We start from the raw sequence: 20,585 nt of genomic DNA, 5'->3' as shown, positions 1-20,585 counted from the left end.
ATAATTTTCGGAGGTGCAATATGCGTAAAACTAAAATTGTATGTACTATAGGTCCTGCTAGTGAAAGTATTGAAAAATTAGAGCAATTAATCGAAGCAGGTATGAACGTTGCTCGTTTAAACTTCTCTCATGGTAGCCATGAAGAACACGGCGCTCGTATTAAAAACATTCGTGAAGCTTCAAAGAAAACTGGTAAAACAGTTGGTATCTTACTTGATACAAAAGGTCCAGAAATCCGTACTCACGACTTCGTAGACGGACAAGCTGAGCTTGTAACAGGTGCAGAAGTAGTTATTTCTACTGAGCAAGTATTAGGTACTGCAGAGAAGTTCTCTGTATCTTATGCTGGTCTTTATGACGATGTAAACCCAGGTTCTCGTATTCTAATCGATGACGGTCTTATCGAGCTAGAAGTAATCGAAAAAGCTGACGGAAACATCCGTACAAAAGTTCTTAACAGCGGAACTGTAAAAAATAAAAAAGGTGTTAACGTACCAAACGTAAGCATTAAGCTTCCTGGTATCACTGAAAAAGACGTAAAAGATATCATCTTCGGTATCGAGCAAAAAGTTGATTTCATCGCAGCTTCATTCGTACGTAAAGCAGCTGACGTATTAGAAATCCGTGAATTACTAGAAGAGCATAACGCTCAATACATCCAAATCGTACCAAAAATCGAAAACCAAGAGGGTATCGACAACATCGATTCAATCTTAGAGGTTTCTGACGGTTTAATGGTAGCTCGTGGTGATATGGGTGTAGAAATTCCACCAGAAGAAGTACCATTAGTACAAAAACGTCTAATCAAAAAATGTAACGTGTTAGGTAAACCAGTTATTACTGCAACACAAATGTTAGATTCTATGCAACGTAACCCACGTCCAACTCGTGCGGAAGCAAGTGACGTAGCTAACGCAATCTTCGATGGTACAGACGCAATCATGCTTTCAGGTGAAACAGCTGCTGGACAATACCCAGTAGAAGCAGTAACAATGATGGCTAACATTGCAGTACGTGTTGAAAAATCATTACAATATGAAGATATGTTCAAAAAACGTATTAAAGAGTTCACTCCAACAATTACAGATGCAATTAGCCAATCTGTTGCGCATACAGCACTTGCTCTTGATGTAGCTGCAATCGTAGCTCCAACAGAAAGTGGATATACTGCGAAAATGATCTCTAAATACCGTCCAAAATCTCCAATCGTAGCTGTAACATCTGACGAGCAAGTAGGACGTCGTCTTGCACTTGTTTGGGGTGTACAAGCATTTATGGCTGAGAAGCGCGCAGCTTCTACTGACGAAATGTTAGATACAGCGATTCAAACAGGTATGGATGCAGGTCTAATCGGACTTGGAGACACTGTAGTAATCACTGCTGGTGTTCCGGTTGCTGAAACTGGTACAACAAACTTAATGAAAATCCACGTTGTTGGTGAAGAAGTTGCTAAAGGGCAAGGGATCGGTCGTAAAGCTGCAAAAGGTAAAGTAGTTGTAGCGAAAACAGCTGCTGAAGCTGTAGAAAACGTAAACGAAGGTGATATCCTTGTTACAACAAGCACTGATAAAGATATGATTCCTGCAATTGAAAAAGCTGCTGCTCTAGTTGTAGAAGAAGGCGGCCTAACAAGCCATGCGGCTGTTGTAGGTGTATCAATCGGTATTCCTGTTATCGTTGGTGTAAACGGCGTAACAGCAACTTTAAAAAATGGCCAAGAAGTAACAGTTGATGCAGCACGCGGAATTGTTTATAATGGACATGCGGAAGTGCTATAAGTAATACGGAGAGAAGGATCGGAGTCCTTCTCTTTTTTTTTACACAAAAATGAGGTGAAACTAGCTTTAAACGTCTGAAATTGCTTTTAAAAGCTGTTTATTATGAAGTTTGATGGGAAAGTGCGTTTAGCTTTTATATGGTGTATATGGACGTTGTGAGGGTGTTTAAAGTGATAGGATATGAAAGGAGTGTAGAGCTATGAAGTGGTTACTATTCTTGTTTATATTAATACCGGCTATTGAGATTACAGTCTTAATTGGATCGAGTCATGTAATAGGTTTGTGGTCTACGTTCGCTATGATCGTATTTACAGGCGTTGTAGGTGTGTATTTGGCGAAAAGACAAGGGTTTAAAGTACTTGGAGAGATTCAATCTAAGTTGAATAGAGGAGAAATGCCAGGAGCAGCGGTTTTAGATGGTATTTTTATCTTTGTAGGGGGTATTCTTTTAGTGCTTCCTGGATATGTAACGGATATAATAGGTTTCATCTTTGTTATCCCTATGACGAGGGCTTTATTGAAGCCGTTTGTTATGAAGTGGATGGAATGGAAGTTTAGAAAAAACTCAACTATTATTGTGCAGAAATAGTGCTTAGATTATAGCGATCTAAGCACTATTTTTTTGTCTGTAAAAGGATGAGAGAGTGGTTAAAGTTCAGTTAATGAAAGATGTGTTTTAATATGCGGCGAATGTGACGGTTAATAATCGATGGGGATAGGATCCTTGTAGATTAAAGTTTTACTTTGTTGTATTTGTTGTGTATTTTTTCGATTTGAGGAGTTATTAGCTCTTAATCAGTGTGTTTAAAGTGGGAATCTGAACTTAAGATTGTTTTTGTATGTAAAAGAATGAATTGGAATGAAAAAAGTTAAATAAGGGCAGGGAAATGGTCAGTTTAAGTCTCATTCTGCGCTATTTTGTATATTTATTCATTTACATAAAAAGTAATAAATGTAAGTAATAATTATAAAATTAATAGAATAAATATGTAAAAACACCACGAAATATGCGTTTTTTATGCAAAAAAACAAGAGAATTATCTTTTTTGAGTGCAATTCTCTTGTTTTATGTAATGAGTATGAAAAATAAGTACAAGGAATAATCAGTGGGAATTTCCCACTGATTACATGTAAGTTTTTGGTTGTGTATGAATTAGAAACTATTATTTTGAAGGTGAGCCTTTAATATATTTCCATAAATCATGGAATACACGAGCTTTGTGTAATGTATTAAGTAGTACTAAGGTGACTGGACCGATGATTAATCCTAAGAAGCCAAAGAGCTTAAAGCCGACAAATAGAGCAATCAGTGTTGCTAATGGATCAAGGCCGATATTAGATGAAAGTACCTTCGGCTCCATAATTTGTCTTTGGACAATCACGACGATGTATAAAATGAGAAGACCGATGGCGAAAGCAGTGTCGCCAGTGAAAAATACGTATATAACCCAAGGAACGAAGACAGCTCCTGTTCCTAAATACGGGAGTAAATCTACAACCCCTGTAATAATCGCGATAGTAATGGCGTATGGTACGCGTAATATTAAAAGTCCGATTAGTACAATAACAGTTGTCATAGATACGAGTGTAAGTTGCGCTTTAACAAAACCGAATAAAGCTTTTCTTAAATCCACAAAAATAGTTTTTCCATAGCCATGAACACGGTTGGGCAAAAACTTTCTTACTTTCTGAGCAAGACGATGCCAATCGTAACTAATGAAGAAAGTGGCTAATAAAACGAATACAAGTACAGTTAAAGTAGTTGGTAGTGCACTAATAAAATTTGTTAACCCGCTTATAATAGCGGTTAAAAGTTCTTTCATTTGCGTCGTTGCTTCGGTTCCTAAGTTTTGAATGTTTTGTGTAATCGTATAGCGCTGCGGTTCCCCAAGATGATTAAATTTAGAGATTAAATCATCGTAGAGAGGCATAATATGATTAAGTGCAAACTGCTGAGCGAATGCAACGATATCCGGAAATTTTACTGTAACAAGTTGTAGTAAGTATGTTGTGGCAGATATTGCTTCTGTTACAAGATATGTAACGAGTCCGACGATAGCTCCAAATACGAGAATTAAGCTAACGAGTACTGCGAGTGCGCGAGGAAATTGTAGTTTTTGATTCAGGAAATTGACGACAGGATTAATTAAATAAGCAAATGCGAAAGCGATAATAAAAGGATAGATAAGTCCTGACATATATAGTAATGCATAGAACCCGGCTACCGTCGCTACAATGACAAATACGAGTCGCAATATCATATATAGTAAGTTTCGATTCAAAGATGTATACCTCCCATTCCAATTTGGATTATCCTAATTCGTTCAACTTATAACGAGTGTGCCCCACTGATTAAAGTTTCACTTTATGTTATAGTGGAATGATGGATTTTCCTGCTTTTTCAGTATGTGAGTGACTGTGAAAGCTTGGTGTTGATGCTTCTACTATATGGTAAAAACTTCATTTTCTCTTCTTTTTATTTTACCTGTTTCTAATTAGAAAAGAAAGGAGAGACGCCCGTTTTTTAAAATGTATACATGCTTGCATTTGGATGGTGAAAGTCTCAGTTTGTCATTTTAAAATGCGTAAAAAAATGAAGTGATTCATGTTGAATAGGCATCGATATAGCATGTATAACGATAGGTTTAAAGGTATTTTTGTTTGGAAATGAGTTCATTATTTTCAGAAAGGAAGTGCAAACATGATTAGTCAGTCAACGTTATTTTTATTCATACTACTTATTATAGGGCTTATTGCGAAAAACCAATCGCTTACTGTAGCTATTGGTGTGTTATTTCTATTAAAATTTACATTTCTAGGGGATAAAGTCTTTCCTTATCTACAAACGAAAGGGATTAACCTCGGTGTTACGGTTATTACAATAGCAGTACTCGTACCGATTGCGACGGGGGAAATAGGGTTTAAGCAACTTGGAGAAGCAGCGAAATCGTATTATGCATGGATTGCTTTAGCTTCAGGGGTAGCAGTTGCTCTGTTAGCAAAAGGTGGCGTACAATTATTAACGACAGATCCTCATATTACAACTGCGCTCGTTTTCGGGACAATTATAGCAGTTGCTTTATTTAATGGGGTCGCTGTAGGTCCATTAATTGGGGCTGGAATTGCCTATGCAGTAATGAGTATTATACAGATGTTTAAATAAGGAATTTTATAGTAATATAAAATTTTTGAATTCTTTCTGTTCACAAAAGTCAGATAATTGTTTATAATAGGATTAGAAACTTTGAAAAGTTACATAACAGCAGAGACTTTACACCAGATAAAATAAAAACAACATAAAACAATTTTATAATGATATTGTTTTATGTTGTTTTTATCATAAAACTCTTCGGAATTCATTTTCCTCACTAACTTGTTGTTTTGAGCGTGAGGATTCGGGGAGACATTCACGCTCATGCTTTCCATGTAGACAATGGACAATAAGAGGGGAACATCGCAACAAATTTGCATGATCGTGCATTTTGCTTGCCTAAAGAGTGAACGGGCGTTCATAATTCAAAAGGGGAGCAAATAGATATAAGGAGCAAGGTTGGGAGAATTTTCAGGAAAAGGAGAGAATGTCATGACTGTTATTCGAGGTTTAGAAGGGGTAGTAGCAACAACATCATCTGTGAGCTCTATTATTGATGATACATTAACTTATGTTGGGTATAATATTGATGATTTAGCTGAGAATGCTACATTTGAAGAAGTAGTGTACTTATTATGGCATCGCAAGCTTCCTAACGAGCAAGAACTAGCGAAATTTAATGAGATTGTATCGGAATACTATAAAGTTCCAGGTGAGATTTTAGCATATTTGAAACAAGTAGATTTAAAAATCGCACATCCGATGTCTGTTTTACGAACTGCAATTTCCATGCTATCATTATACGATGAGAGCGCTGAAATTATGGATGAAAAGTCCAATTATTTGAAAGCGGTTAAATTACAGGCTCAAGTGGGTACTTTAGTTGCTGCTTATGCAAGAATCCGTAAAGGTTTAGATGTTGTTGAGCCTAGAAATGATTTATCATTAGCTGCAAACTTCTTGTACATGTTAAATGATCGCGAGCCAAATGAAGTTGAAATTGAAGCTTTTGATAAGGCGCTTGTACTTCACGCAGATCATGAGTTAAACGCTTCTACATTTACTGCACGCGTTTGTGTAGCTACACTTTCAGATGTATATTCTGGCATTACAGCAGCAATCGGTGCGTTAAAAGGTCCTCTTCACGGTGGGGCAAATGAAAATGTAATGAAGATGTTAACTGAAATTGGCGAAGAAGAAAATGTAGAATCATATATTCATAATGCTCTTCAAAATAAAGTGAAAATCATGGGCTTTGGCCACCGTGTATATGAGCAGGGTGATCCGCGTGCAAAACATTTACGCGAAATGTCTAAGAGATTATGCGTGCTTTTAGGAGAAGAGAAATGGTATAATATGTCTATCAAAATTGAAGACATTGTAACAAAAGAAAAAGGTCTTCCACCAAATGTTGATTTCTATTCAGCTTCTGTATACCATTGTTTAGGAATTGACCATGACTTATTTACACCTATTTTTGCAATTAGCCGTATGTCAGGCTGGTTAGCTCATATTCTAGAACAATATGAAAATAACCGTTTAATCCGTCCGCGTGCTGATTATAATGGACCAACACATCAAGTGTATGTTCCAATTGCACAACGATAAGCGAATAACACTATTTTGATAGTGAAAATACGCTTTCAAAAGTCTGATTTTTTCGGAAAGATGTAATGATTAGAATATTTTAATTTGACTAACGGTTTGAACTGAGGGGTTATTCCCTCAGTTTCATACATATGAAATTTCAAACATGGGGGTTATCACATTGACGACAGGTGAAAAAATTACTGTAACTAATGGTGTTATGAATGTACCAAACAATCCGATTATTCCATTTATCGAAGGAGATGGAATTGGTCCTGATATTTGGGCAGCTGCATCTCGTGTACTAGAAGCAGCAGTTGAAAAAGCTTATGATGGTGAGAAGAAAATCGTTTGGAAAGAAGTGCTTGCAGGGGAAAAAGCATTCAACCAAACAGGCGAGTGGTTACCAGAAGAAACTTTAAATTTAATTCGTGAATATTTAATCGCGATTAAAGGTCCACTTACAACTCCAGTTGGCGGTGGTATTCGTTCTCTAAACGTAGCACTTCGTCAAGAATTAGATTTATATGTATGTCTACGTCCAGTTCGTTATTTTGAAGGTGTTCCTTCACCTGTAAAACGTCCGGAAGATACTGATATGGTTATTTTCCGTGAAAATACAGAAGACATTTATGCTGGAATTGAATATGCGCAAGGATCTCCAGAAGCAGAAAAAGTTCTTGCTTTCTTAAAAGAAGCAATGGGTGTTAATAAAATCCGCTTCCCAGAAACATCTGGTATTGGTATTAAACCAATTTCAGAAGAAGGGACAAAGCGTCTTGTTCGTGCTGCAATTCAATATGCAATTAACGAAAAACGCTCTTCTGTTACATTAGTTCATAAAGGAAACATTATGAAATTTACAGAAGGTGCTTTCAAAAACTGGGGTTACGAAGTAGCGGAACAAGAATTCGGCGACAAAGTATTTACTTGGGCTGAATATGATCGTATCGTTGAGAAAGATGGTAAAGATGCAGCGAATAAAGCGATGGCAGACGCTGAAGTGGCTGGAAAAATCATCGTAAAAGATTCTATTGCAGACATCTTCTTACAACAAATTTTAACTCGTCCACGTGAGTTCGATGTTGTTGCAACAATGAACTTAAACGGTGACTACATCTCTGATGCACTTGCTGCACAAGTAGGTGGAATTGGTATTGCACCTGGTGCAAACATTAACTATGTAACTGGACATGCTATCTTTGAAGCTACGCACGGTACAGCTCCAAAATATGCAGGTTTAGATAAAGTAAACCCATCTTCAGTTCTTCTTTCTGGTGTATTATTATTAGAACACTTAGGATGGAACGAAGCTGCGAAATTAGTAACTGCTTCAGTTGAGAAGACAATTGCTTCAAAAGTAGTAACTTATGATTTCGCACGCTTAATGGAAGGTGCAACAGAAGTGAAATGTTCTGAGTTTGCTAATGAACTTATTAAAAACATGGATGTAGCGATAATCAAAAACGCATAATTAAAGTGGGGGGTAAATTATGACAATCAAACGCAAGAAAGTTTCAGTCATCGGTGCAGGATTTACAGGAGCAACAACAGCATTCTTATTAGCACAAAAAGAACTTGCAGATGTTGTATTAGTGGACATTCCACAGCTGGAAAATCCAACAAAAGGGAAAGCGTTAGATATGTTAGAAGCGAGCCCAGTACAAGGTTTTGATGCTAACATTATTGGAACATCTGATTACGCAGATACTGCTGATTCTGACGTTGTTGTGATTACAGCAGGTATTGCGCGTAAGCCTGGTATGAGCCGTGATGATTTAGTAGCAACAAATTCCAAAATTATGAAAAGTATTACGCGCGACATTGCAAAACATTCACCAAATGCAATTATTGTTGTGTTAACAAATCCAGTTGATGCAATGACATATTCTGTATTTAAAGAAGCTGGATTCCCGAAAGAGCGTGTTATCGGTCAATCGGGCGTATTAGATACAGCTCGTTTCCGTACATTCATCGCACAAGAATTAAATCTTTCTGTGAAAGACATTACAGGATTTGTTCTTGGTGGACACGGTGACGATATGGTACCTCTTGTACGTTATTCTTATGCAGGTGGCATTCCGTTAGAAACGTTAATTCCGAAAGAGCGTTTAGAAGCAATCGTAGAACGTACCCGTAAAGGTGGCGGCGAGATTGTAGGCTTATTAGGAAACGGTAGTGCATATTACGCACCAGCTGCTTCTTTAGTTGAAATGACAGAAGCAATCTTAAAAGATCAACGCCGTGTATTACCGGCTATTGCGTACCTTGAAGGTGAATACGGTTATAGTGACCTTTACTTAGGGGTACCAGTAATTCTAGGTGGTAACGGAATTGAAAAAATTATTGAATTAGAACTTCTTGCAGATGAAAAAGAAGCGTTAGATCGCTCTGTAGAATCTGTACGTAATGTTATGAAGGTTCTTGTTTAATCATTAAATCTAAGTAGAAAAAGATTCGGGGCCCCGAATCTTTTTCTACTATTTATACAAATGTTTTTTTGAAATAACATGAAAACGCTATCATTTGTAATATCCTATAATGAAACTGTAGATTTATACTATACATTGCCCTCATCATAGTAAATGTCGGATCAAGTATCGCTTTTAGTAGGATAATAAGGTGAAAAAATCGGAGGGGGTTGTAACATGTTAAAGAAAAAAGTTCAAATTGGTCGTAAAATGGATGAAATTACAGTAGGAGAGAAATTATCTATCACTGAAAAAATTGAGGATAAAGATTTGTTATTGTACTTAGGGTTAACGAATGATGCCAATCCATTATATATTCAGCATGATTACGCATCCCAAACTCCGTATGAAAAGCCGATTGTACCAAGCATTATGCTAACGGGAATGATTACAACGGCGGTTACGAAATATTTACCGGGTCCAGGAAGTCATATTACGAGAAAGGACCTTACATTCGTGAAACATGTTCACCATTATGAAACGTTACAAATCCACTTTGAAGTTGTGGCTGTTTCTGAGGAGGAACATACAATTGATATGCTTGTATCTGCTCATGATGAAAAAGGAGAAACGGTTGTAAAAGGTTCCTTAACAGTAACGCCACCTTATAAATCAGTCTCTATTATGGAAAAAGCATTAGATAATTTTTAAAACATGAAAATATGAATAGCGCTAGCATACCTTTTATAAGGGAGCTAGCGCTATTTTTAGTTAAAGAATCCCTCTTTGAACCCTTCAGCAAAATCTGAACACCCCGTTTTAATCGTATCCCCAGCTCGGTACGTTAAAAGTAAGGAAACATGTTACTACTAAAGTTAAAATAGGTAGTAATATTCGCATAATAGCTCCTTTGTTGTGTTTATTTATATATTAAAATTAATAATATATAAATTGATAATTAAAGTCAATTAAAGGGGTTTTTTAAGATGAAGTGGAAGAGAGAAGACGTTATCTTTGAAACGATAAGAGAAGCTGAAGTGTGGGCGGACGGGGTTGCGAATGAAATGCATGGAAGACTATTTGATGGATATGAAACGCTAGATTATAAAATAGCGTATGCTCTTTCTTTTTTTCTAGCGCAAAATCGAGAATTCAATATTCATACGGAAGTAGAATGGAATGAAAATATAGATGTGTATAAAGTATGGATAACAACACGTTAATGGAAGTGAATGAGTAATAACAATGGCACAATCCGAATCCATGAATAGACAATTATATTGAGAGGGACCTTGTTTTCTAGTATGATGAGAATAACGGGGAAAATACTAGGATGAAGAAGGTTTCAAGTCTATAACTTGGAGGAAAAGAATGAACAATCGTATTTTAGTAGTTGATGATGAGGAATTTATCTTAACTTTAATTGAATTTAATTTACAACAAGCTGGGTTTGAAGTGATAACAGCGATGGATGGAGAAATGGCGCTTCAAAAAGCGACAACAGAACGCCCAGATTTAATTATATTAGATTTAATGCTTCCAAAAATGGATGGTATGGAAGTGTGTAAAGAATTACGATTGCAGCGCGTTATGACGCCAATTTTAATGTTAACAGCAAAAGATGATGAATTTGATAAGGTGTTAGGTCTTGAACTTGGAGCAGATGATTATATGACGAAGCCATTTAGCCCAAGGGAAGTTGTTGCACGTGTGAAGGCAATCTTACGCCGTACGAAATTACAACAAGAAGAGCAAGTTACAGAAACGTCAGATGAAGAGAGCATCACGATTGCTGAACTCAAAATTTTACCAGAGTTTTATGAGGCTTATTTCCAAGGAAGAAAGCTTGAATTAACACCAAAAGAATTTGAACTACTTGTTTATCTTGCGAAAAATAAAAGTCGCGTATTAACGCGTGATCAATTATTAAGTGCTGTATGGAATTATGATTTCGCTGGTGATACACGAATTGTTGACGTTCATATTAGCCATTTGCGTGATAAAATTGAACAAAATACGAAAAAACCGACGTACATTAAAACGATACGTGGTTTAGGATATAAATTAGAGGAGCCAAAAGGGGATGAATAAATTTCGTTCCAGGCTTCTTTTTACATTTGTTTCTCTTATTGTTTTTATTTTAGTCGGACTCGGTTTATTGCTGGAAACCGTGTTTGAAAACTATTATATAGATCATGCGAAAGAGAGAATGGTAAAAGAGACAGAGTATGTTGCGGTATTAGCAGAAGAACAAGGTTTTGATGATGTTTTAAAAAATCCATATGTATTTGAGAAGTTAGAAGAAAAAATACAGGCTTCAATTGCATTTGTAGATGAAAAAAAGAAGGTTCAATATAGCGGGGGAGAATCGTCTGCTTTTAGCCAAGGGATAATAAAAGAACTTTCCTCTGAAACAACGAAACAAAGAAATAAAGTCATTACGAAAGAAACAGATCAAAATAATGAATTTTACCATGCGGTGTTCGTGCAAGATGTAGCAGGGAAACAAGGATACATTTTGGTGAAGAGCACAATTGAGCCTTTGAAAGACGTTCATCAAAAAACGTGGGGATTATTAATTATCGGATTTGTTATTGCGTGTCTTGTAGTCGTATTTTTAGGTATGAAAATTACAGGGCAATATATTAGGCCGATTGAGTCCGTTACGAAAGTTGCCATCGAATTAGCGAAGGGGAATTATAAAGCACGCGCTTATGAAAGTCATTCGGATGAAACGGGAATGTTAAGTAAAGCGATTAATATTTTAGCTCGTAATTTACAAGAGATGACACTTGAGCAAGAAATGCAACAAGATCGTCTGCATACGTTAATTGAAAATATGGGAAGCGGAATGATTTTAATTGATAGCCGCGGTTATATCAACCTTGTAAACCGTTCGTATAAGGAAACTTTCCACGTCACAGATGAAGAATATTTAGATCGTTTATATTATGAGTCGTTTCATCATCCGGAAATTATAGAACTTGTGGAAGAAATCTTTATGACAGAAGTGAAAGTGCGCAAACAAATGTTATTGCCACTTGGAATTGAGCGAAAGCATTTCGAGGTATATGGAGCACCGATTATCGGGACGAACCATGAATGGAAAGGGATTGTCCTTGTATTCCATGACATTACTGAGCTGAAAAAGTTAGAACAAATGAGAAAAGACTTTTTAGCGAATGTTTCTCATGAACTAAAAACGCCGATTACTTCTATTAAAGGTTTTTCAGAAACACTTTTAGACGGTGCTATGGATAATAAAAAATTCTGCGAACATTTCTTGCACATTATTTTAAAAGAAAGTGAACGTATGCAAGGATTAATTGAAGATTTATTAGATTTATCAAAGATTGAGCAACAAGGATTTAAATTGAATATGGGTACCGTTGATATGAAGGGACTTCTTGAAGATATTCATATGGTGCTTGATAATAAAGCGGGAGAAAAAGAAATCTCTTTACAAGTAAATGCATTAAAACGTGTCTCTGTCATTGGAGATCCAAGTCGTTTGCAGCAAATCTTTATTAATTTAATGAATAACGCAATCGTATATACACCGGCTGGAGGCGTTGTTTCTGTAGAATTAGTAGAAGATAAATATAATGCTTATATAAAAGTGTCGGATACTGGAATTGGTATTAGTAAAGATGAAATTCCACGTATTTTTGAACGCTTTTACCGAGTGGATAAAGCGAGAAGTAGAAATACTGGTGGTACAGGCCTTGGGTTATCGATTGTAAAGCATTTAGTTGAGGCGCACCACGGTACAATTACAGTGGATAGTGAAATTGGGGAAGGGACAACATTTACAGTTGTTTTACCAAAATCAGCAACTGAAAAATAGGATGAAGGATGTTTACAATATATTAACAATGGCTTAATTAAATATTAATAAAGCTCTGTTAATATAATACATGAAAACCCCTTCATCCAAGGAGTAATTTTGGACGAGAATAGTTAAGCTGTTCTCGTCACTTCCCTTTATGCCAATATCAGTCTGTTTTATATATGAAAGAAAATAACCGTTATTTTTCTTCTCTCTATTAGTCATGTTAATATAGAGAGAGGAAAGAAACGGTTTTTTTCTGTGAAAAAAATCATTTCAAATTTGTATGGGGAGGTTTCTGATTTGGAAAAAAAGGTCGTATTAGTAGATGGTAATAATATCGCGTATCGTGCTTTCTTTGCACTACCGCTTTTAAATAACGACAAAGGTATACATACGAACGCAATTTACGGTTTTACAATGATGTTAATGAGAATATTAGAGGAAGAAAAACCGACGCATATGTTAGTTGCATTTGATGCGGGTAAAACAACGTTCCGTCACAAAACGTATAGTGAGTATAAAGGAGGACGTCAAAAGACTCCGCCTGAGTTATCAGAGCAATTCCCATTTATTCGTGAGATGCTTGATGCATTCAATGTACCGCGTTATGAATTAGAAAATTATGAAGCGGATGACATTATGGGAACGCTAGCGAAAGAAGCGAGTGAACAAGGAGCTAGTGTAAAAGTTATTTCAGGAGATAAAGATTTACTTCAACTTGTTTCTGATAACACGCTTGTATGCATTCCTAGAAAAGGGATTACGGAAGTAGATGAATATACGAAAGAAGCTTTATTTGAGAAATACAGCTTATCACCGAAGCAAATTATCGATATGAAAGGTTTAATGGGAGACCAATCAGATAATATTCCAGGTGTACCAGGAGTTGGTGAAAAAACTGCGATTAAATTGTTAACACAGTTTGGAACGGTTGAAGAAGTGTATGAAAATATAGATCAAGTAAGCGGGAAGAAATTAAAAGAAAAGCTGGAAGCAAATAAAGACCAAGCTCTTATGAGTAAAGATCTTGCAACCATTATTACAGACGCACCGATTACTGTGCATGTGGATGATATGGAGTATAAAGGATATGAGCCAAGTGATGTCATTCCAATGTTCGAGAATTTAGGATTCACATCTCTTTTAAATAAATTAGGTGTTACTCCAGAAGAAACGGCTCCAGCTGAATTAGATGATATTACATTTGATATTGTGGAAGAAGTTACAGAAGAAATGCTTCAGCAAGATAGTGCGCTTATCGTTGAAGTACAAGAAGATAATTATCATAAAGCAGACATTCAAGGTTTCGGTATTCAAAATGAAAATGGATGTTACTTTATTCAGACAGATATTGCACTTAAATCAGATGCTTTTAAAGAGTGGCTTGCAGATGGAGAAATGAGAAAGTATACATTTGATGCGAAGCGTGCGATCGTTGCACTGAAATGGAACGGTATAGATATGCAAGGGATTGACTTTGATCTATTAATTGCTGCTTACTTACTTGACCCGGCTGATACAGATAAAGATTTCCGTACTGTAGCGAAAATGAAAGAAACACATGCTGTGAAATCTGATGAAGAAGTTTACGGAAAAGGTGCGAAGCGTGCTGTTCCAGAGCTAGAGATAGTAGCGGAGCATGTAGCTCGTAAAGTGCATGTATTATATGATGTGAAGCAAACATTCGTTGAAGAGTTAGAAAAGAATGAGCAATATGAACTGTTTACAGAGTTAGAATTACCACTTGCACGTGTATTAGCTGATATGGAAGTAAAAGGTGTAAAAGTTGATACAGAACGTCTTCGTAATATGGGAGAAGAACTTGCAGGTAGATTAAAGGAAATGGAACAGGAAATTTATAAGCTGGCGGGAACAGAATTTAATATTAATTCACCGAAGCAGCTTGGTGTTATTCTGTTTGAGAATTTAAACTTACCGGTTATTAAGAAGACGAAAACAGGTTATTCTACGTCAGCTGATGTACTAGACAAGCTGATGGATCACCATGAAATTATTCCAAACATTTTACATTACCGTCAATTAGGGAAACTAAATTCAACTTATATTGAAGGTTTATTAAAAGTTGTACATGAAGATTCATCTAAAATCCATACTCGTTTCAATCAAGTATTAACGCAAACGGGCCGATTAAGTTCAACGGATCCAAACTTACAAAATATCCCGATTCGATTAGAAGAAGGAAGAAAGATTCGTCAGGCATTCGTTCCATCAGAAGAAGGGTGGATTATGTACGCAGCGGATTATTCACAAATTGAACTTCGTGTATTAGCTCATATTGCAAATGATAAAGGGCTAGTCGACGCGTTCCAACATGACATGGATATTCATACGAAAACAGCTATGGATGTATTTGGCGTTGAAAAAGATGAAGTAACTTCAAATATGAGACGACAAGCGAAAGCTGTTAACTTCGGAATTGTGTATGGTATTAGTGATTATGGTCTTTCACAAAACTTAGGAATTACAAGAAAAGCAGCAGCGGAATTTATTGAAAAGTATTTAGAAAGTTTCCCAGGTGTACAAGAATACATGGATGACATCGTAAAAGATGCGAAACAAAAAGGATATGTAGCTACATTATTAAATCGCCGCCGTTACATTCCGGAAATTACGAGTCGTAATTTTAACTTGCGTAGCTTTGCTGAGCGTACAGCTATGAATACACCAATTCAAGGTACTGCAGCAGATATTATTAAAAAAGCGATGATTATTATGGCAGATCGTTTAGAAGAAGAAGGATTACAAGCGCGTCTTCTATTGCAAGTACACGATGAATTAATATTTGAAGCACCAAAAGAAGAAATTGAAAAATTAGAGAAGCTTGTACCAGAAGTAATGGAGCATGCAATTGAACTCGCAGTTCCGTTGAAAGTTGATTATTCTTACGGTCCAACTTGGTACGACGCAAAATAAGGAAGTGATGAAATGCCTGAATTACCAGAGGTTGAAAACGTCAGACGGACACTTGAAAATCTTGTAACAGGAAAAACGATTGAGGATGTTATTGTTACTTATCCGAAAATAGTGAAACGACCGGATGATGCAGAAATCTTTAAAGAAATGCTAAAAGGCGAGACGATTGAAAATATAAAGCGAAGAGGAAAGTTTTTGCTTTTATATGTAACAAATTATGTCATTGTTTCACATTTGCGTATGGAAGGTAAGTTTTTACTGCATCAAGAGGATGAGCCAATTGATAAGCATACGCACGTCCGTTTCTTATTTACAGATGGAACTGAATTACATTATAAAGATGTGAGAAAGTTTGGTACGATGCATCTCTTTAAAAAAGGTGAGGAAATGAATCAAATGCCTCTTGCTGACTTAGGTCCGGAGCCATTTGATGCTGAATTGACACCACAGTATTTACAAGAGAGATTGCAGAAGACAAATCGTAAAATAAAAGTTGTATTATTAGACCAGCGTCTTTTAGTAGGACTTGGAAATATATATGTAGATGAAGTTTTATTCCGTTCTCAAATTCATCCAGAACGAGAAGCATCATCTTTAACAGTAGAAGAAATTGAGCGAATTTATGAGGCGACTGTTACAACGTTAGGCGAAGCAGTGAAGCGTGGCGGAAGTACAATTCGAACGTATATCAACTCACAAGGGCAAATTGGCTCATTCCAAGAACTTCTAAATGTATATGGAAAAAAAGGAGAACCGTGTGTGACTTGCGGTACGATATTAGAAAAAACAGTTGTTGGTGGAAGAGGAACGCATTACTGCCCAATTTGTCAGCCAAGAATATAGAAAAGAGATAACATCGGATAGGCATTTGTCATATACATACAGCAGAGCTATGTATAAGGGAGGAGCTTACCGATGTACCTTTATTTATCTCTTATTTTATTAGCTTTTACATTAAGCTTAGATAGCTGTAGTGTAGGGCTAACATATGGTTTAAGAAGCGTAAGAATTCCACTAAGATCAATTGTAATTATCGGAATGTGTTCAGCGGCTGTTATGCTTGTTTCAATGGGAATTGGACATATGATCGCGAAAGTATTTTCACCTGTTATCGCAACGCGTATCGGTGGGCTTGTTCTTATTGGAATAGGGATTTGGGTATTATACCAATTTTTTCGAAGTGAGAAAAAAGAAGAACCGAAGCAAGAGGAGAAGGTATGGAAATTAGAGATTGCCTCGCTTGGGTTAGTCATTCAAATTTTACGGAAACCGACTGTAGCAGATTTCGATAAATCAGGCACCATTTCTGCAGGAGAAGCGTTACTTCTTGGTATCGCTCTTTCTGTAGATTCATTTGGTGCTGGAATTGGTGCATCTTTATTAGGGTATGCACCTGCTATGATGGCGATATTAGTTGCAGTGATGAGTTCTTTGTTTTTATTTATTGGAATGAAACTTGGAACGGTTTTATCAAATATGAAATGGTTGCAAAAATTTACATTCCTGCCTGGGGTATTACTCATTATTATTGGAATTTGGAAAATGTAAGTACGGGCGTGGAACATTAGTTTCGCGCCTTTTATTATGAGGAGGATTATATGATGACAGTAGTAATTGGATTAACGGGAGGTATTGCAAGCGGAAAAAGTACAGTATCTCAAATGTTTCGCGAGCTAAATATACCAGTTATTGATGCAGATATTATTGCGCGAGAAGTTGTAGAACGAGGAAAGCCAGCATATAACAAAATTGTAGAAGTGTTTGGAACGGAAGTACTACAAGAAGATGGAGAACTGGATCGACCGAAATTAGGAAGTGTCGTTTTCTATAATGAAGAGAAACGATTGCAGTTAAACAAAATTGTTCATCCTGCAGTGCGTGAGGAAATGAATAGGCAAAAGGAAATGTACATAAAAGAAGGTATGCAAGCGGTTGTGTTAGATATTCCTCTCTTATTTGAAAGTAAATTAACAAGTCTCGTTGACCGCGTTTTAGTTGTAGCAGTTAAGCCGCATACGCAATTAGAACGTTTAATGAAGCGAAATAATTTTTCAGAAGAAGAAGCAACAGCTCGTATTCAATCTCAAATGCCGTTAGAAGAAAAAGTGAAGCATGCAGATGAAGTAATAAATAATGATGGCACAATTATGGGAACGAAAACACAATTGCAGGTGATTTTAAAGAATTGGAACGTTATTGACTAAAAAATTGTGAAATTAATGAAAATGCTTAGTGACATATCCCCTTTTTGTGTTATACTATTATTGGGATTGGAGATAAATAGTATAACGCATTCAAGGGGGATAACATATTATGACTCGTGTGGCAATTAATGGATTTGGACGTATTGGGAGAATGGTATTTCGTCAGGCAATAAAAGAAAGCGCATTCGAAATTGTAGCAATCAATGCAAGCTATCCATCTGAAACGTTAGCACATTTAATTAAATATGATACAGTTCACGGCAAGTTTGACGGAACAGTAGAAGCATTTGAAGATCACTTATTAGTTGATGGGAAAATGATTCGCCTTTTAAACAACCGCGATCCAAAGGAATTGCCTTGGACAGATTTAGGTGTTGAAGTTGTAATTGAAGCAACTGGTAAATTTAATTCAAAAGAAAAAGCAATTCTTCACGTTGAAGCTGGAGCGAAAAAAGTTATTTTAACAGCGCCTGGTAAAAATGAAGATGTAACAATTGTAGTAGGTGTGAACGAAGACCAATTAGATATTACAAAACATACTGTTATTTCAAATGCATCTTGTACAACAAACTGTTTAGCACCTGTTGTGAAGGTGTTAGATGAGCAGTTTGGAATTGAAAACGGTTTAATGACGACAGTTCACGCTTATACAAATGACCAAAAAAATATTGATAACCCACATAAAGATTTAAGAAGAGCACGTGCTTGCGGACAATCAATTATTCCGACAACGACAGGTGCTGCGAAAGCGCTAGCAAAAGTTCTTCCACATTTAAATGGAAAACTTCATGGTATGGCACTTCGTGTACCAACACCAAACGTGTCTCTTGTTGACTTAGTAGTAGATGTAAAACGTGATGTAACAGTTGAAGCTATTAACGATGCATTCAAAACTGTTGCAAACGGTGCGTTAAAAGGCATTGTAGAATTCAGCGAAGAGCCTTTAGTATCTATTGACTTTAATACAAATACACACTCAGCTATCATTGATGGTTTATCTACAATGGTAATGGGTGATCGTAAAGTGAAAGTGCTGGCTTGGTATGATAACGAGTGGGGCTACTCTCGTCGTGTTGTAGATCTTGTAACGTTAGTTGTTGACGAATTAGCGAAGCAAGAAAATGTGCAACATATTTAAGTGAATAAGGGAGAGGGCAAGTGGAATATTTGCCCTCTTTTTTTTATTTTTTTCTGAAAAGGAAAAAAATTACAGGAGTATATTTTTGAAAGTGGACATACCACGAAACGTTGGGGTTACTGTATTTGTGAATCATTTATTTTTTTTAGGGAAAAGTAAAGAGGAAAATATGACAGAAAATCGAAAAAACTGTTGTTGCAAAATGAAAATAAACAAAGTATACTAACACTCGTAAACTTAAGAGCTGAGGTACGTAGTCACTACTTAAAGGGTTAGGACCTCTCTGGACTAACTTTCCCCCGTGGTAGTGGAGCAAGCCAAATTGCAAATTAGTTTTCAATTCGAACAGTTAGAATAAATTTACAAGGGGGAACTGTAGAATGGATACTATGGATACGATGGGTCGTCACGTGATCGCTGAACTTTGGGATTGCGATTTCGACAAGCTTAATGACATGCCGTATATTGAACAATTATTTGTGGATGCAGCACTAAGAGCTGGTGCTGAAGTGCGTGAGGTTGCTTTCCATAAATTTGCACCACAAGGTGTAAGTGGAGTAGTAATTATCTCGGAATCACATTTAACAATTCATAGCTTTCCGGAGCACGGTTACGCAAGTATTGATGTTTATACTTGTGGGGATCGTATTGATCCAAATGTTGCTGCAGAATATATTGCAGAAGGTTTAAGCGCGAAAACGCGTGAGAGCATCGAGCTTCCTCGAGGCACTGGTAGCTTCGAAATTAAGCAGAGAGAAACAAAAGCTCTTTAAAAAAGAACATAATTGATTTAAAATGTAAAGAGGTGTATAATGCACCTCTTTTTTAGTTTATAAAAAAGGGAAAATATAACGTACTCGTTAGTTGAATAAATGGAGCTCTTACGAATGAGTTAACGCCCTATCTACTATCTTATTTTTGAAAACGAGATGATAACATAATGCGTTTAAACTTAAAGTGGTAAGAGAGTTAAAATGAGTTATATAATAATGTATATATATTGTCAGATGAAGTAAGTAGAGAAAAAATAAAGAGTATAGTGTAAAGGAGTGAATATATTGCGTTGTCCATCCTGTTCTCATAATGGTACAAGAGTGTTAGATTCGCGTCCGGTAGACGAGGGGCGCTCTATTCGAAGAAGGAGAGAGTGTGAAAGCTGTTTAAGCCGCTTTACGACATTTGAAAGAGTGGAAGAGTCACCTCTTATCGTTGTAAAAAAAGAAGGAACACGAGAAGAGTTTAATAAAGAAAAGATTTTACGTGGCTTAATTAAAGCGTGTGAAAAAAGACCAGTATCTTTAAGACAATTAGAAGAAGTAACTCAAAGTGTGGAACGTGAACTTCGTAATTTAGGTATATCAGAAGTGAAAAGTGATATGATTGGTGAAATTGTTATGGAAGAACTACGTGATATCGATGATGTTGCTTACGTGCGTTTTGCTTCTGTATATCGCCAATTTAAAGATTTAAATGTATTTATTGAAGAATTAAAAGATATACTGCAAAAAGAAAGAGAGTAGAATCTGTATCGTATTCTCTTTACATACCGTAAGTAATGAGATAAGAGAGCTAGAAGCGAAAGCTAATAGCTCTTTTTCGCTAATAAATTA

The 20,585-nt window shown here is 36.3% G+C and carries 18 protein-coding genes; 17 read left to right on the top strand and 1 reads right to left on the bottom strand.

Going from position 1 to position 20,585, the window contains the following annotated elements; genetic code table 11:
* Positions 1 to 20: 20 nt before the first annotated feature.
* Both pyk and EGX95_RS21680 read left to right on the top strand, forming a co-directional pair.
* Positions 21 to 1,778 carry a pyruvate kinase gene (gene pyk, locus EGX95_RS21685; RefSeq protein WP_001232662.1) on the top strand — a complete coding sequence of 586 codons (1,758 nt, stop codon included), beginning with the start codon at positions 21 to 23 and terminating at the stop codon, positions 1,776 to 1,778.
* Positions 1,779 to 1,977: 199 nt separating this feature from the next.
* Entirely contained in the window at positions 1,978 to 2,367 is a 390-nt protein-coding gene (locus tag EGX95_RS21680) for an FxsA family protein (protein WP_000871624.1), read from the top strand.
* Positions 2,368 to 2,941: 574 nt separating this feature from the next.
* Here EGX95_RS21680 and ytvI read toward each other — a convergent pair.
* Positions 2,942 to 4,060 (bottom strand): sporulation integral membrane protein YtvI, encoded by a 1,119-nt coding sequence (ytvI, locus tag EGX95_RS21675; RefSeq protein WP_001081397.1) that lies wholly within the window; start codon positions 4,058 to 4,060, stop codon positions 2,942 to 2,944.
* A gap of 419 nt (positions 4,061 to 4,479) precedes the next feature.
* On the opposite strand from ytvI, the gene EGX95_RS21670 reads away from it, so the two are divergent.
* The 15 genes from EGX95_RS21670 to nrdR all read left to right on the top strand — a co-directional run bounded on the left by EGX95_RS21670 (position 4,480) and on the right by nrdR (position 20,495).
* Positions 4,480 to 4,941: a DUF441 domain-containing protein gene (locus EGX95_RS21670; RefSeq protein ID WP_000625507.1), complete on the top strand. Its 462-nt coding sequence runs from the start codon at positions 4,480 to 4,482 to the stop codon at positions 4,939 to 4,941.
* Positions 4,942 to 5,328: 387 nt separating this feature from the next.
* Positions 5,329 to 6,477, top strand: coding sequence for a citrate synthase (gene citZ / locus EGX95_RS21660; RefSeq protein ID WP_000503660.1), 1,149 nt, complete (start codon positions 5,329 to 5,331; stop codon positions 6,475 to 6,477).
* A 160-nt stretch (positions 6,478 to 6,637) separates the two neighbouring features.
* On the top strand, positions 6,638 to 7,930 hold the full coding sequence (gene icd / locus EGX95_RS21655; protein WP_000206898.1) for an NADP-dependent isocitrate dehydrogenase: 1,293 nt from the start codon (positions 6,638 to 6,640) through the stop codon (positions 7,928 to 7,930).
* A 19-nt stretch (positions 7,931 to 7,949) separates the two neighbouring features.
* A complete protein-coding gene (gene mdh, locus EGX95_RS21650) occupies positions 7,950 to 8,888 on the top strand; it encodes a malate dehydrogenase (RefSeq protein ID WP_000153232.1) in 939 nt (312 codons plus the stop codon).
* A 216-nt stretch (positions 8,889 to 9,104) separates the two neighbouring features.
* On the top strand, positions 9,105 to 9,578 hold the full coding sequence (locus EGX95_RS21645; RefSeq protein ID WP_000914181.1) for a MaoC family dehydratase: 474 nt from the start codon (positions 9,105 to 9,107) through the stop codon (positions 9,576 to 9,578).
* A gap of 275 nt (positions 9,579 to 9,853) precedes the next feature.
* A complete protein-coding gene (locus EGX95_RS21640) occupies positions 9,854 to 10,090 on the top strand; it encodes a hypothetical protein (RefSeq protein WP_000871418.1) in 237 nt (78 codons plus the stop codon).
* Positions 10,091 to 10,238: 148 nt separating this feature from the next.
* A complete protein-coding gene (phoP, locus tag EGX95_RS21635) occupies positions 10,239 to 10,958 on the top strand; it encodes a two-component system response regulator PhoP (RefSeq protein ID WP_001065226.1) in 720 nt (239 codons plus the stop codon).
* The gene (gene phoR, locus EGX95_RS21630; RefSeq protein WP_001032133.1) at positions 10,951 to 12,714 is read left to right on the top strand and encodes a sensory box histidine kinase PhoR; all 1,764 of its coding nucleotides are present in this window, start codon (positions 10,951 to 10,953) and stop codon (positions 12,712 to 12,714) included. Before phoP ends, phoR begins: the two co-directional genes overlap by 8 nt.
* A gap of 285 nt (positions 12,715 to 12,999) precedes the next feature.
* Positions 13,000 to 15,633: a DNA polymerase I gene (gene polA, locus EGX95_RS21625; RefSeq protein WP_000412813.1), complete on the top strand. Its 2,634-nt coding sequence runs from the start codon at positions 13,000 to 13,002 to the stop codon at positions 15,631 to 15,633.
* Between the two features lie 12 nt (positions 15,634 to 15,645).
* On the top strand, positions 15,646 to 16,476 hold the full coding sequence (gene mutM, locus EGX95_RS21620; RefSeq protein WP_001114483.1) for a DNA-formamidopyrimidine glycosylase: 831 nt from the start codon (positions 15,646 to 15,648) through the stop codon (positions 16,474 to 16,476).
* Positions 16,477 to 16,548: 72 nt separating this feature from the next.
* The gene (gene ytaF, locus EGX95_RS21615; protein ID WP_000281751.1) at positions 16,549 to 17,181 is read left to right on the top strand and encodes a sporulation membrane protein YtaF; all 633 of its coding nucleotides are present in this window, start codon (positions 16,549 to 16,551) and stop codon (positions 17,179 to 17,181) included.
* Positions 17,182 to 17,234: 53 nt separating this feature from the next.
* Positions 17,235 to 17,837 carry a dephospho-CoA kinase gene (gene coaE / locus EGX95_RS21610; RefSeq protein ID WP_000219296.1) on the top strand — a complete coding sequence of 201 codons (603 nt, stop codon included), beginning with the start codon at positions 17,235 to 17,237 and terminating at the stop codon, positions 17,835 to 17,837.
* A gap of 109 nt (positions 17,838 to 17,946) precedes the next feature.
* Positions 17,947 to 18,975, top strand: coding sequence for a glyceraldehyde-3-phosphate dehydrogenase (locus tag EGX95_RS21605; protein ID WP_000198972.1), 1,029 nt, complete (start codon positions 17,947 to 17,949; stop codon positions 18,973 to 18,975).
* 389 nt (positions 18,976 to 19,364) lie between these two features.
* Positions 19,365 to 19,748 carry an adenosylmethionine decarboxylase gene (gene speD / locus EGX95_RS21600; protein WP_176504723.1) on the top strand — a complete coding sequence of 128 codons (384 nt, stop codon included), beginning with the start codon at positions 19,365 to 19,367 and terminating at the stop codon, positions 19,746 to 19,748.
* A gap of 285 nt (positions 19,749 to 20,033) precedes the next feature.
* On the top strand, positions 20,034 to 20,495 hold the full coding sequence (gene nrdR / locus EGX95_RS21595; protein ID WP_001203687.1) for a transcriptional regulator NrdR: 462 nt from the start codon (positions 20,034 to 20,036) through the stop codon (positions 20,493 to 20,495).
* The last annotated feature ends 90 nt before the right edge of the window (positions 20,496 to 20,585 follow it).

It is taken from the genome of Bacillus sp. FDAARGOS_527 (assembly GCF_003812125.1).
Classification (GTDB): domain Bacteria; phylum Bacillota; class Bacilli; order Bacillales; family Bacillaceae_G; genus Bacillus_A; species Bacillus_A paranthracis.
Note: the sequence above shows the minus strand (reverse complement) of the source record. Positions and strands in the feature narration are given on the sequence as shown.